Raw genomic sequence first — 13696 nt, forward strand, 5'->3', positions numbered from 1 at the left:
CAGCCGAGCCCCGCGCGGCTTTCGCTCCGCGCGCCGCCTCAGCCGCGCTGAGCGTTCATCGAGACGGACTGCGCCAGGATGGAGAGCAGCTCGGGCGTGCTCTCGAACAGCTCGCGCAGCGTGGGGTGGTCGGCGATGAGCACGAGCGCGCCGCCCCCTGCGGCGCGAGCGATCGACGGCGCCGGCTGGCCTCCGAGCAGCTCCGAGGCGAACAGGAGCTCGCCGGGCCTCGCTGTGCCGGCGATCGTCTGCGATCGCTCCGCGACCAGCTCCAGCGCGCCTGCGCCGATGATCACGAGCCCGGGGATGGGGTTGCCGGCATGGATGAAGTGCTCGCCGGGCGCCAGGCCGCGCAGCCGGAGCTGGCCGAGGACGCGGCGCAGCAGCGTGTCTTCGAGCTCGCCCAGCGGCCCCATCGTGGCGCCTGCGAGCGACTGGATCCGGTCTGCGACGGTGCGCAGCTCGTCGAGCACCCACGGGCAGCTGCGGAGCGCGTGATCGATGGTCGCCTGGTCCCAGATCGCCACCCGCGCGCCGTCCGCGCCGGCGACGACGCGCAGCGGGACGCCTTCCTCGAGCGTCCCTCGGGACGGCACGAGCGTCCTCGTCGCGGCGCGCTCGGCGGGGATATCGACGATGTTCGCGCACACGGCGGCGTCCCCGCGCAGGACCAACGCCGCCCCGTCGACGGCGAGCTCCTCGTCGGACGAGAGGTCTTCCACGCGCGCTGCGAGCGCGAGCTCGTCGTGCATCTCCTCGGGCAGATCCGCGAACGCCTCGATCTGCTCCAGGTCGCGGCCGGTGAGGGCCCCGGCACCGGCGGCGGCTGGCGCGGCGCTGGCCGCGCCGGGTCGCGGCAGATCCGGCGCGAGCTCCGGGGCGAGGTCGAGCGCCGCGCTCGCCTCCGTCTCCGGCGGCGCGCTGGGCGGCGCGCCGAGCGCCATCGCGGCGAGGTCGGCGCTCTCGCCTGCGGCCGACCGCCGCCGCTCGACCGCGGGCACATCGACGAGCGGCGCCTCGGCGAGATCGGGGAGGGCGTCGACCGAGGCCGGCGCGCGGGCGTCGGCGGCGGGCGCAGGCCGCGGCGCGGCGGTGGGCGCCTGGGCCGGGGGCTCCTCGTCGAGCGCGAGGTCCGCGTCGTCGAGCAGCTCTTCCACGGGTTCCGGCGCGGGCTCGCCCGAGGCTTCATCGAGCGCGCGCGGGCGCGGCGCCTGGACCTCGGCGCTGCTGGACGCGGGCTCGGTGCGGGACGGGGTGGCCGTCGTCTGCAGGTCGTCATCCGGCTCCGCTGCCAGTGGCGGAGGCGGAAGGCTGGCGAGCCGGGATGACATCGGCGCTTCGAGGTCGCTGTCGGAGAGCTCGATGACGACCGTCCCCTCGATCGTCGACTCCGCGGGCGACGCGTCTGTGCTCGCAGGGGGCTCGAGCTTTGCGTCGTCGCTCGCGGAATTTGCGGTGCCCTTTGCTGGAACGCTGTCGGCCGAGGCCCCGAGGTGTCCTGGGGGTTCGTTTCCGGTGGGCGTCGCCGGGCGGATGCGCGCCGCCGCTGGCGTCGGGGGCGCCGGAGGTCGCGCGGAGATCGGCTTCCGCTTGAGCGTCAGATCGAGCGGCGCTGCCGAGGTGATGACCTCGTCTTCCTCTTCGTCGCCCGGCTGTGGCGTCGAGGGATGCCTGCGGGCCACGAGGTACGTGTCGCCGTTCGACGTGATGATCTCCTGGGGAGGCCGCGGCGGCGCGGCTGGCTCCGCGTCCTCGGACCAGGGATCGAGGATCGGTTCGCGCGGCCTGCGTTTGGAGCTGATCGCTCCCTGTGCGGGCGCGGCCGTGCCTGTGCGGGCCGGGGTGGGCGTCGGGGCCTGAGCCTCCACGACGATCTCGCCGATGTCGTCGTCGCTGGGCGCGTGCTCGTCGGCGGGGGCTGGCGGGCTCGGGGCCTGGTGCGACGCCGATGTCGTGAGCGAGGCCGCTGCGGCCAGAGGTGCGGCGGATACCGGCGACGATGGCGCAGCGGGCGCCGCGGGCGGCGGGACGGACGCCGGCGACGGCGCGGCGAGCGGCGGCACAGCAGGTGATGGCGGTCGCGTGGCGACCCCCGAGGGCGCATCGGGAGGCGCAGCAGGCGGCGCGACCGGCATCGACGACGCCAGCGGCGGCGCCGCGGGGGGCGGAGGCGTGAGAGGCGGAGGCGCGAGGGGCGCCGGATGCGGCGTGGTGGTGGCCGAGAGCGACGGTGGACGCGTGGCTGGCGCCGGAGGTGCGCCGGGCGGCGGCAGCGCGCTGGGCGGCGGCAGCGCGCTGGGCGGCGGCAGCGCGCCGGGCGGCGGCAGCGCGCCGGGCGGCGGCAGCGCGCTGGGCGGCGGTATGGCGGAGGCCAGCGTGGGCGGCGGCGGCGTCGGGGGAGGCAGAGCCTGCGGGTGTGGCGGCGTGCTGATCGGCGGCTGCGACGGCGCGAAGGACGGCGGCGACACCGGCGGGGGGAGCACCTGCGGGGGTGCAAGCACGCCAGCTGACGGCGCAGCGGGCGCCGGCACGGCGGATGGAGGCGGAGGTTGCGGGCGCGGAGGTTGAAAAGACGGCGGATGCGGTGCTGCCGCAGGCTGCGGGCGCGGGGGCGCAAAAGGCGGCGGGTGCGATGCGGGTGGAGACCCGAACGACGGCGGGTGCGATGCGGGCGGAGGCCCGAACGACGGCGGGTGCGGCGCTGGTGGAGGCCCGAACGACGGCGGGTGCGGCGGTGGCGGAAGTCCGAGGGACGCCGGATGCGGCGCTGGCGGAGGTCTGAACGACGGCGGGCGCGACGCGGGCGCGACGCCTCCCGGCGCTGGCGGCGGTCGCGGCTCCGCGATGAGGCTCGGCAGCGGTGGAGCAGGTGGCGGTACCGCCGGAAGCGCTGACGGAGGTCGCGGTGCCGGGGGCGGTGGCTCGCTCATGGAGCGTACCCCGGCGGGACGCGGGGGCTGCAGGGGGCTCATCGCGGGGTCGGACCGGCCGCGCTCCGGCGACGGAGGCAGGGCAGACTGCAGCTCCTGCGGCGTGGGCACGGAAGCAGGCCGAGGGGGAATCGAAGACGGCCGCCGCGATGCTCCCCGCGGGATGGCCGGCGGTGGTATCGGGGCGGGCGGTGGCGCGCTCTGTGTCTTCGCCGGCGCTATCACCAGAAGCGGGTCCGTGGTGAGCTGCTGCCGGAACGACGGAACCCCGGGCGCGGGAGGCAGCGGCGGAATGGCGCTCGCCATGGGGACAGGCAGAGGAGCCGCCGGCGGCGGCTGACTCCTGTACATCGCTCCGGCCTGGACGTTGGGCGCGGCCGTCGGTGGTGCCGAGGGGGCCGTCGGCGGCGCCGGCGGCGCCGCGTGCGGTGGGTCGAGCCGCTGCGGGTACGCGGCGGGGAGCGGCTGCGAGCGCGAGACGGGCGGAGCCGCCGGAGCGAAGGGCGGCGGCTGCGAGCGCGACACGCCGGGCGGAGCCGCCGGCGCGAAGGGCGGCGGCTGCGAGCGCGACACGCCGGGCGGAGCCGCCGGCGCGAAGGGCGGCGGCTGCGAGCGCGAGACGGGCGGAGCCGCCGGAGCGAAGGGCGGCGGCTGCGAGCGCGAGACGGGCGGAGCCGCCGGCGCGAGGGGCGGCGGCTGCTGAGCGGGCGGCGCGGGGGAAAACGGCGCGATCGGTCGTGCTCCGGCGCCAGGTCCGCCCTCTGCATCCGGGCCGAGCGGCGGCGACGGCCGGGAAGATGCCGTCAGTCGCTCTGCTTCGGCCGCCAGCTCCGGCTGCGAGAGCGGTTCGAACATGTCGATCTCGATCGAGGGCATCGAGGCGCGCAGCTCCTGGGTGAGCGACATGCGGCGGCGCCAGGTCTGCTCGTCCGACGGCGGCGCTTCGTCAGAGGACGGGGGCGGCTTGTCGCCTTCGCTGTCGATGGTCTCCAGGAGATCGGGATCGCTCGGCTGCCCGACCTCCGAGGCCATCACCTCCTCGAGCGCCGTCACGCACAGCCCGAGCTCCGAGGCGCGGAACGGCTGCCCGGCCGCCCCGGCGGCGTCGGCCGCGCGTCGCAGCCACACGATAGCGTCGCGCCGCTCGCCGCGCGCCCACAGCGCGCTGGCCGTGGAGATCCCCCACACGACATCTTCATCGTCATTCGGGTGCGGTTCGGGGAGGGCGACCACGCGGTTCGCCATGAGCAACACCACCTATCACAGGCCCCACTGCGGCCGTTTACCCCAGGGTACCGAGCGAGCCGACGTCCCGGATCGGGCGTCGCGCGAGCCCCGCGGCGCGGAAAGCCGCGCCACCCAGGAGCTTAGCCGCGCTCGCTACGGCACGTACAAATTACGGTACGGATGTCGCTTTTAACGCACGCCTCGCCGTCGCCTCGCTGTCGTTGCCCGTCAGGTGCCCGTCAGAACCCGGTGCTGGCCCACATTCGCGAGGCGAACGCGGGTCCGGGGCGACGCTCCGACGTGAATTCGACGCAGCCCGACCTATAAGGAGCGAGCGCCGCGTGCGTCCGCAGAGCGCTCGGCCAGGGGGTCTGGCCGATCCTGGTTGAGCACGGGGCACGCGCGGGCGCATCCGCGGCCTGTGCAATGACGCCGGGTCAGGTGGAGCGCCGTCCGCCGATGCGCCGCGGCCGGCAGCCCAGGACCGCTGCGCGACGGCACATCTCCTCGACACCATCCCGCGATGCGGCCTCTCCGGGCATGCGTCTCGCGAGCCAGCCGATGAGCGTCAGCCCCGCTGCGCGGGCGTCTGCGGGCATCGTCCCGTCGTTCAGGAGGCTCGCGATCTGGGCAATCAGACGCGTGCGCGTTTCCTCGGGCGCCATCCTGGGTGCTCCATGAAGCATTCGAACGGGAAAGTCAAAAGAACCGCCATGCTGGCGCGCAGCCCCGTCGGCGGGCACCTCGACGCTGTGTGCTCCTCGACATCCCGTCTGTCCCGCTTGCCCGGGTCGGCCGCGTGCCAATACCCGTTGTGCAGTGGCGTCAAGATAAATTACATGGGGTCAAATCGGCGCGATCAGCACCTCGCGATCCTTGGCGCCGTTCGCGGGCCCGACGAGCCCGCGCTTCTCCATTGCCTCGACCAGCTTGGCCGCGCGGTTGTAGCCGACGCCGAGCTTGCGCTGCAGCCATGAGGTCGAGCAGCGCCGGGTGTCGGCCACGATGCGAACCGCGGCGTCGTACATCGGATCGGTCTCCGCGTCGGACGTGTCGGGCTCCTCGCCCTCGTCGTCTCGGGGCCGGAGGATCGCCTCGTCGTAGACGGGCTCGCCCTGGAGCCGGAGGAAGTCGGTGATCTTCTGGACCTCCTCCTCCGAGCAGAACGGGCACTGGACGCGGCGCGTATCGTTCGAGCCGTTCATCTTGATCAGCATGTCGCCGCGGCCGAGCAGGTGCTCCGCGCCCTGCTCGTCGAGGATCGTCCGGCTATCCACCTTCTGCGCGACGCGGAAGGCGATGCGCGTGGGGAAGTTCGCCTTGATCATGCCGGTGATCACGTCGACGCTCGGCCGCTGCGTCGCGAGGATCACGTGCATGCCGGCGGCGCGCGCCTTCTGCGCGAGCCGGGCCACGCTCGCCTCCACGTCCTTGCCTTGCTGCATCATCAGGTCGGCGAACTCGTCGACCACGATCACGATGAAGGGGATCTTCTCCGGCAGCGCCGCGTCCGATCCGTCCTTCGCCGCGTCGATCTCCACCTCGAGCCCGTCGGCGCCGACGGCGCTCACCTTGGCCGGGGGCTTCGGCGGGCGCGCCTCGCCGCGCTGCACGCGCTCGACCCAGGCGTTGTAGGTCGTGATGTTCTTCGTCCCCGCGTTCGCGAAGAGCTGGTACCGGCGCTCCATCTCGTCGACGGCCCACTTGAGCGCGTTCGCCGCCTGCTTCATGTCCGTCACGACCGGCAGGAGCAGGTGCGGGATGCGATCGAAGGGCGCGAGCTCGACGACCTTGGGATCGATCATCAGGAGCCTGAGCTCCTCCGGCGTCTTCCGGAAGAGCAGGCTCACCAGCATCACGTTGAGGCCCACGCTCTTGCCCGCGCCGGTCGCGCCCGCGACGATGACGTGCGGCATCGACGCGAGGTCGGCGAAGTACGGCGTCCCGATGATGTCGCGGCCGAGCACGCACGGCAGCGGCGCCTTCATCTCGACGAAGCGGCGATCCTCGACGAGCTCGCGCAGGTTGACGGGCAGGCGGTGCTCGTTCGGGATCTCGAAGCCGATGCGGTTCTTGCCGGGGATGGGGGCGACGATGCGGACCTTGCGCGAGAGGCCGAGCGCGAGGTCGTCCGCGAGCCCCGCGACCTTCGACACCTTGGTGCCGGCGGCGGGGGAGACCTCGAACGTCGTCACGGTCGGCCCCGGGTGGATCTCCTCGACCTTCCCGCTGACGCCGTAGTCGGCGAGCGTCTTCTCGAGGAGCTGAGCGGTCGCCTTCAGCTGATCCGCATCGAGCTGGAGGCGCCCGCCCGCGGCTGCTTCGAGCATGTCCGTCATCGGCAGGCGGAAGCCCGCCCCGGTCGCCGGGACGACCTTCACCACGGCCGGCTTCTCGCTGACGAGCGCGCGGCTCGTATCGACGATCGTCGGATCGCGCGGCGCGACCGCGCGAGCCCGCTCCGGGCCGATGGCGGGCGGGGGCTCGCGATGGGCCACCGCGGCGTCGTGCTCGCGCGCGGGCAGCTCACGGTGGGCCACCGCGGCGTCGTGCTCGCGTGCGGGCAGCTCGCGATGAGCGACCGCGGCGTCGTGCTCGCGTGCGGGCAGCTCGCGATGAGCGACCGCGGCGTCCTGCTCGCGTGCGGGCAGCTCACGCACCGGCGGCTCGCGACGAGCCACCGCGGCGTTCTGCTCTCGCGCGGGCAGCTCGCGGTGAGCCACCGCGGCGTTCTGCTCTCGCGCGGGCAGCTCGCGTCGGTGACGCACGGGCAGGATGGGCGACGGTGTCGGCACGTCGACCTCCTCCGGTTCTCCGAGAGCCGTCACCATCTCGTCGTCGCCCGGATCGAGCGCCGCGAGCTCGTCCTCGTCGAGGTCACCCTGCTCCTCGTCGAGGTCGCCCTGATTCTCGTCGACCTCGCCCTGCTCCTCGTCGAGGTCGCCCTGCTCCTCGTCGATGTGCGCCTCGCCTCCGAACGACGGCTCATCGCCGTCCTCCTCGGCGGCGGCGCCGCGCGGCGCCGCGGGAGATGCGGCGCGACGCCGTGCTGCTCGGCGCTGCGCTCCCTCGCGCGGCTCGGCAACGCGCTGCGCCCGGCCGCGCGGCTCGGCGCCGCGCGACGCCGCCTCGCGCGGCTCGTCGTCCCGCTGCGCCGCCTCGCGGGGCTCGGCGCCGTGGGTCACCACCTCGTGCGCCTCACCGCCGTGGATCACCAGCTCGCGGGGCTCGGCGCCGTGGATCACCAGCTCGCGGGGCTCGGCGCCGTGGATCACCACCTCGTGCGCCTCACCGCCGTGGATCGCCACCTCGCGGGGCTCGGCGTCGCGCGGCTCTGCCCCGCGCGGCTCGACGCCCTGCTGCGCCGCTTCGCGCGGCTCCCTGGCCTGCGCCTTCCGCCCGCGCCGCGGCTTCGCCGGGGCGGCCGGCTCCTCGGGAGAGGCGTCGAACGGCGCGCTCTTCCAGAGATCAAGCGCCGGCGCCTCGACGGGCGTCGGCTCGACGGGCGTTGCCCTGGCGGAGGGATCGGACGGCCGCTCGTCGGTGTCGTCGGCCAGCGCGGCGATGATCGCGTCGGGGCTCGAGTTGCGCGCGATGATCGGGGGCGCGCTCTGCGTCTTGGCCTCGGTCTGCCGCTCCAGGTCGCGCGCCGCGGCCCATGCCCCGAAGAGCGCGCGCGCCCAGCCGGCGACGCGCATCGCGACGGCGATCGCGAGCTGCTCGGCCCGGTGCGCGAGCTCGATGAACGAGAACGTCGCGCGGCCCATCAGGATGAGCGCGACGATGGTGAGCCCGATGATGTAGGACCCGATGTTCGAGAAGAGCGCGCGCAGCACCTCCCCGAACAGCTCGCCCACGGCCCCGCCGAGCGGCATCGCGCCGAACGCGACCGCGCGCGGGAACGCGACGTGCGCGAGCGCCGCGAGCACGATGACCACCACGATGTCGCCGCTCAGCCGGAACAGGCTGGCGATCGAGCGCCTCGCCCCGAGGAGCGGCATCGCGAGCAGCGCGAGCTCGAGCGGGACGAACCACGCGATGACGCCGATCGCCTCGATCGACGTCCCCGCGAGCGCGGCGCCCACGGGACCCACCCAGTCGTCGCCGGCGACCTCCGGCCGCATCGGATCCCCGCGGAAGGAGGCGAGCGCCAGCGCGCTGTACAGGGCCGACACAAGAAGAACCAGCGCCGCCGCATCCCGGGCGTAGCCATGGCCCGGCGGCGCAGCAGGACCGGCGATCCCTGCTGGGCTGGTCCGCGCGGCGCCGCGCGCCCCGGACCGCAAGGGCTCGCCAAGGCCGGCGGCGGGCTGGGCACGGCGAGGAGCGAACAAGGGGACGTGCATACCTACCTGTACCTACTTTGCTCACATATGCGCACTTCGCTCCGGGGGCAAGAAGTACGGGAGGGCCGTGCGCCGCGCGCGCCTGAGCTCGCCTGGAGGGCGAAACGCGCCCGCCTCCGGGCGGCGTGGGTCAGGGGAAGCAGGGAAGGGGAGCCGGGAGGGGGCAACGAGGCCGCCTGCGCGCTGGAGTTCTGGCCAGATTTCGCGCAGACTTTGGAAAGGCTCCTCTCTATCCCGGCCTTGAAATTCTTTCAAACAGAGCGCTGCGGGCGGTACCATCCCGACCCTCCTGGGACGTGCATGGAAACTGTCGAACGAGCAGGGCGGCGCGTCGGCGCTGCGGGCCTTCTTTTGCTGTGCCTCGCGACCGCGGGCGCAGGGCTCGCGACGAGCGGGTGCCGCGTCAACGAGGACGACATCCACCGGTGGGAGACCACGGCGCACGGCCCGGACAAGCTGAGGGCGGTGCTGTTTCACGATAAGTACGACAGCTCGCTCCGCGTCGAGGCGGCCACCTCGCTCATCCGCATGAAGCCGCGGCAGGGCCGGCGCGTGGGCATCGGCATCATGGTCGAGACCCTCGCGACCATGGCGCCGGAGGCCCGGCAATCCATCGTGGCGGCGCTCGTGCCGTCGATCATCGCCGAGCTCAGGAAGCCGCCGCCCGTCGCGCAGCCAGGACAGCCGCTCCAGCAGGACACGTCCTTCCCTTACAAGGACACGGCGTACGCGATGCTCACGTCGGATCGGACCGTGATCATCGCGGACGAGGGGCTGAAGGAGGGGCTCAAAGCCGCCCTCATCGACTGGGCGATGGCGGACTTCGAGCACCGGCTCGAGGACCGCTCGCAGGCCTACGGGATGGAGCAGCTCCTGCGCTTCATCGGCCCCGCCGCGGTGGCCGGCCTGCCGAAGCTGATGACCCGCGAGGCGAAGCGGCTCGACCAGCTGGCGTCGCTCGTGGCCGAGTACGGCGACCCGCCGACGAAGGAGGCCGCCTCCGCGAACCTGGTCGCCATCGCCAGGTTCGTCACCTCCGGCGAGTGGACCACCGTCAAGAAGCCCGAGCTCCAGGCGGCGAACGCCGCGTCGAAGCTCGACCCGACCGAGAAGCAGTTCGAGGCGCAGCTCGCGCAGTACCAGGAGGAGGAGCTGTTCCGGGTCTTCGGGTCGATGAAGAAGCTCGGCGGCAGGCCGTCGGTGGACTTCCTCCTCGGGTTCGCGGCGAACAAGGATCAGCCGGAGAAGCGCCGCCAGGCCGCGCTCGCCGCGCTCGAAGGCCGGCTCGATCGCAACAACCCGAGCGACATCCAGCGCATCCTCGAGATCGCGACAGCGGACGCGCCCGACGCGGTGCTCGACCAGGCCTTCCGTCGCGTCGGCGAGATGCCGCGTGAGCTCGTCGTCGAGAAGCTCTACGGCCTCTTCAAGACCGACAAGTGGAAGATCCGCCGCGCCGCCGCCGCGACCATCCTGAAGATGTCGACGGTGAAGCACATCGACGAGTTCATGAGCAGGCTCCCCGACAGCAAGGACAGCAAGGGGTTCGCCATGCCGGAGGCGCTCACGTACGGCGCGGCGCTCGGCGACCTGAAGGAGGGCTCGCCCGTCGAGGCGCTGAAGAAGCACTTCGCCGCGGGCCCCGCGGCGGCGCGGACGAGCGCGATCGCCTACTACTTCACCTTCGGCACGGCGGCCGATCTCCCGGCGGTCAAGCCGCTCGAGGGCGACACGACGCGCGTGCCGGTCTGCGAGGCCGACCCGGACTGCAAGTGGGCGTGCGAGGTGCAGAAAGAGGGATCGACCGAGCGCGAGCTCAGGGACGTGAAGACCGTCGGCGAGTTCGTTCAGTACTGCATCGAGCCGGCCATGCAGGACAGGAAGCCGGAGCTCGAGAAGGGCGAGAAGAAGTGACGCGCTTCTTCGTCCGCCGCGCGCGGCACGCGCGGCCCAGAGCCGTCAGTTGCTTGCAGGGAAGAGGCCGGGAGGAGGCTTCCCAGCGCAATTCATCCTCCATTATCGTTGGGTAGAGATGAGCGCGGATCCGAACAAGAAAAGCGCACGGACGTTCCAGTGTCGCGATGTCCTTTGGGAGACGTTCGAGCAGATGGCGCGCGAGCTCGAGTGCTCCATCGACTACCTCATCAATGAGTCGATGAAGCAGTACGCGCGGCAGCGAAGCTACAGCCCGCGCACGCCTTTCCCGCCGCCCGCCAGGGGCGACGCGGTGCCCCCCTCCGGGCACATGGCGGTCCCGCACGCTCATCAGGCCAGCGCGCCACCTCCCCTCGCGACGCCCCAGCCGCCCGGGCTGGCGACGTCCGGCTCGGCGCCGCCCCTGGGAGGCTTGCAGCAGCAGCCCGCAGCGGGGATGCCCTACGGCGCTTCGGCCGGGGCGCCTGCGTATGGCGCGCCGTCGCCGTACGGCGTGACGCCCGTCGGGCCAGGGCCGACGCCGGTCCCGGCGATCACGCCCCCTCCACCGCCTCCGGGGCAGGTCCGTGCGGGCGCGCCGCCGCCGCCCCCGCCGCCCCCCGGCAGCAGCAACGCGGGCGGCAAGCGGCCCAGCCTGCCCGTGCCGCCGCCCGTCCCGGGTCGCGTCGGCGGCCCGCCGCCTCCGCCGACCAGCGTGACGCGCCTCGGCGCGCCGCCGCCGCTCCCGTCCCAGGTCACGAACCCCGGCGGCCGCCAGAGCCTCCCGGGCGCCGCGGCGAGCCGCTCGGGGCCCCCGCCGCCTCCGCCGATGAGCAACGCCGCCGGCTACGCCTCGCCGATGGGACCGCCGGTGGCGCCGCCCCTCGCGCCCCCGCTGTCGCCGCCGCCGTACATCGCTCCGCCGCAGGCATCCAGCAGCGTGTCGGGGCCGCCGCCGATGGCCATGGGGATGCCGAATCAGGTGCCCGTCGGCCCGACGCTCGCCGCGTTCTACGCGGGGCAGCGGTTCGTTGTGAACAAGGATCGGTTCATCATCGGGCGCGGCAAGCAGTCGAGCGATCTGACGATCAAGGACCCGAACGTGTCGCGCCAGCACGCCATGGTCGAGTTCCTGAACGGCCAGTACTACATGGTCGACATGGGCTCGACGAACGGCGTCGAGTACAACGGCCAGCGCATCGCCCGGAAGGCCATCGTCGAGGGCGATCTCTTCCGGATCTGCGATCACGAAGTGCGCTTCTCCTACCGCTGAGCCCGCCGACCGCAGGCGCGCAGGCGGGAGTTTGGCTGGAGCGCAGGCGAGGGCTTAGGATCCCGCTGCAGGATGACCAAGCGTGGAGGCGCCGAGCTCGGCCCGCAGGAACGGCGCCGGGGCGCGCTGCGACGAGCGCGCCGGGGCGCGCTGCGCGGCGGCGCCGCGGTGGTCGGCCTCGGCGTGGCGATCTGGGGCGGAGCGGTCCTCGCTTCGCAGCTGCCGCCGTGGGTCTCGGCGGGCGACGCCCCGCTGCCGGCGTCGGTCAGGAGCGCGCGGGTGCTCAAGCGCGACCAGCCGCTGTTCGACGCCCCCGGCGAGGGCGCGCGCCGGCGCGGCTCCGTCGATCGCAACGTGCAGCTGCCCATCTTTGCGGCCAGGCGCGCCGGCGGATGCCTCGGGCGCTGGCTCGAGGTGGGCGCCGCGGCCTGGGTCTGTGACGACGCCGTCGAGCTCTCCGCCGCGGCTCCGATCAGCCCGCTGGTGCGGACGTGGCGCGAGATGCCGGATGGGCTCCCGTACCGCTACTACTTCGTCGGCCCCGACGGGACCTTCGGCTATCGGCGGGCCGAGGCGGCCGACATCGACGCGCCGGACGCGCAGCTCGAGCCCGGCTTCGCGGTGGCGATCGTCGAGGAGCGGATCGAGGGAGGCGCCCGGTACGGCCGCACGAACAGCGGCTTCTGGTTGCCGATGCGAGATCTCGGTCCGGTGCGCGCGTTCGCGTTCCACGGGGTGGACGTGGCGCCGGGCGCTGCCGAGATCGCGACCGCGTGGGTCGTGTCGGAGCGGGCTCCGCTCTACACGCGGACGGGGGCGGGCTTCACGCGGACCGAGGAGAGCAAGGTGCGGTTCGAGGTGGTCCCCTATCTGGAGGAGGCGCAGGGCGCCTCGGGGAAGCTCGCGCGGATCGCCGAGGGCGACGTCGCGGCGTGGATCTCGACCCGCGATCTCCGGCGCCCGTCGGTGGCGCCGCCGCCCGAGGTCGACGTCGAGGCGGGTGAGCGCTGGATCGACGTCGAGCGCTCGACGCAGACGCTCGTTGCCTACGAGGGGCGTCGCCCCGTGTTCGCGACGCTGGTCTCGACCGGCAAGGGCGCGCCCGGGTCGCAGCGCGCGACGCCCGCCGGCACCTTCCGGATCTGGGCCAAGCTGCTCACCTCGGACATGGACAACCTCGAGGACGAGGCCGCCGAGCGGTACTACCGGATCGAGGATGTCCCCTACGTCCAGTACTTCTCGAAGGGGATCGGGCTTCACGGCGCGTTCTGGCATCGCTCGTTCGGCCAGGTGCGGAGCCACGGCTGCGTGAACCTGGCTCCGCTCGACGCGCAGCGGCTGTTCTGGTGGACGTCGCCCCGGCTCCCCGCCGGCTGGACGGCCGTCCTCCCCACGGCGCACGAGCCGGGCACCGTCGTGCGCGTGAGGTAGCGGCAGGCGCGAGGCCCGTCGGGGTAGCAGTGAGGGGGGCGGGAAGGAGCAGCGGAGCCGGGCCCGATGGGCGCGGCGAGCGCTGGCTCAGGGGGCGATCTTGCCCTGGAGGAAGAACGCGATGACCCAGGAGAGGAGCACGAGCGACTCGATGAGCGCCAGGCCGAGGATCATCGGGGTCTGGATCCGGGCAGCGGCGCCCGGGTTCCGGGAGATGCCCTCCAGGGCGGCGGCTGCCGCGCGCCCCTGGCCCATGGTGCCGCCGAGGGCAGCGATGCCGATCGCGAATCCGGCAGCGACGGCGAGCCACGAGTTCGCGTCGTACTTGTTCGACGCCGCGCCATCCTGCGCCAGCGCCATAGCGGGAACCAGTACCAGCGCAGTGCCGACAACGGCGGACAGCGACAGCTTGCTCTTCAGCGACATCCGAATCTGCTCCTTTCAAGCCACACAGCCCGCGGGGCTGCATGCGAAACATCTGCGTGGGTCGGGGGCCGCGGGGCGGTCCCCCATCGAGATCCGGGGATCGCTCCAGGGACCTCTGCTGCTGCTCGGTAGGGGCCGCGCTTCCGCGA

General features: G+C 73.4%; 9 protein-coding genes. 5 read left to right on the top strand and 4 right to left on the bottom strand.

Annotated features, from left to right (window positions below; translation table 11 throughout):
• Nucleotides 1–38 precede the first annotated feature (38 nt).
• Nucleotides 39–1868, bottom strand: a complete 1830-nt coding sequence (locus POL72_RS39830) for a cyclic nucleotide-binding domain-containing protein (protein ID WP_272102092.1) — start codon at nt 1866–1868, stop codon at nt 39–41.
• Between the two features lie 13 nt (nt 1869–1881).
• Here POL72_RS39830 and POL72_RS39835 point away from each other — a divergent pair, with 13 nt between their 5' ends.
• Both POL72_RS39835 and POL72_RS39840 read left to right on the top strand, forming a co-directional pair.
• Entirely contained in the window at nt 1882–2568 is a 687-nt protein-coding gene (locus tag POL72_RS39835) for a hypothetical protein (RefSeq protein ID WP_272102093.1), read from the top strand.
• A gap of 729 nt (nt 2569–3297) precedes the next feature.
• Nucleotides 3298–3633: a hypothetical protein gene (locus POL72_RS39840; RefSeq protein ID WP_272102094.1), complete on the top strand. Its 336-nt coding sequence runs from the start codon at nt 3298–3300 to the stop codon at nt 3631–3633.
• A 961-nt stretch (nt 3634–4594) separates the two neighbouring features.
• Here the strand turns inward: POL72_RS39840 and POL72_RS39845 are convergent.
• Nucleotides 4595–4822, bottom strand: coding sequence for a hypothetical protein (locus POL72_RS39845; protein WP_162144043.1), 228 nt, complete (start codon nt 4820–4822; stop codon nt 4595–4597).
• Nucleotides 4823–5002: 180 nt separating this feature from the next.
• Entirely contained in the window at nt 5003–8503 is a 3501-nt protein-coding gene (locus POL72_RS39850) for a DNA translocase FtsK 4TM domain-containing protein (protein WP_272102095.1), read from the bottom strand.
• Between the two features lie 300 nt (nt 8504–8803).
• On the opposite strand from POL72_RS39850, the gene POL72_RS39855 reads away from it, so the two are divergent.
• The 3 genes from POL72_RS39855 (at nt 8804) to POL72_RS39865 (ending at nt 13121) form a co-directional block, all read left to right on the top strand.
• Nucleotides 8804–10417 (top strand): cyclin family protein, encoded by a 1614-nt coding sequence (locus tag POL72_RS39855; RefSeq protein ID WP_272102096.1) that lies wholly within the window; start codon nt 8804–8806, stop codon nt 10415–10417.
• A 118-nt stretch (nt 10418–10535) separates the two neighbouring features.
• Nucleotides 10536–11690: an FHA domain-containing protein gene (locus POL72_RS39860; RefSeq protein WP_272102097.1), complete on the top strand. Its 1155-nt coding sequence runs from the start codon at nt 10536–10538 to the stop codon at nt 11688–11690.
• 72 nt (nt 11691–11762) lie between these two features.
• Nucleotides 11763–13121: a L,D-transpeptidase gene (locus tag POL72_RS39865; RefSeq protein ID WP_272102098.1), complete on the top strand. Its 1359-nt coding sequence runs from the start codon at nt 11763–11765 to the stop codon at nt 13119–13121.
• Nucleotides 13122–13208: 87 nt separating this feature from the next.
• On the opposite strand, the gene POL72_RS39870 is transcribed toward POL72_RS39865, so the two are convergent.
• Nucleotides 13209–13547: an ATP synthase F0 subunit C gene (locus POL72_RS39870; RefSeq protein ID WP_012240589.1), complete on the bottom strand. Its 339-nt coding sequence runs from the start codon at nt 13545–13547 to the stop codon at nt 13209–13211.
• Nucleotides 13548–13696: the final 149 nt, after the last annotated feature.

This window comes from Sorangium aterium, from assembly GCF_028368935.1.
Taxonomy (GTDB): Bacteria; Myxococcota_A; Polyangia; order Polyangiales; family Polyangiaceae; genus Sorangium; species Sorangium atrum.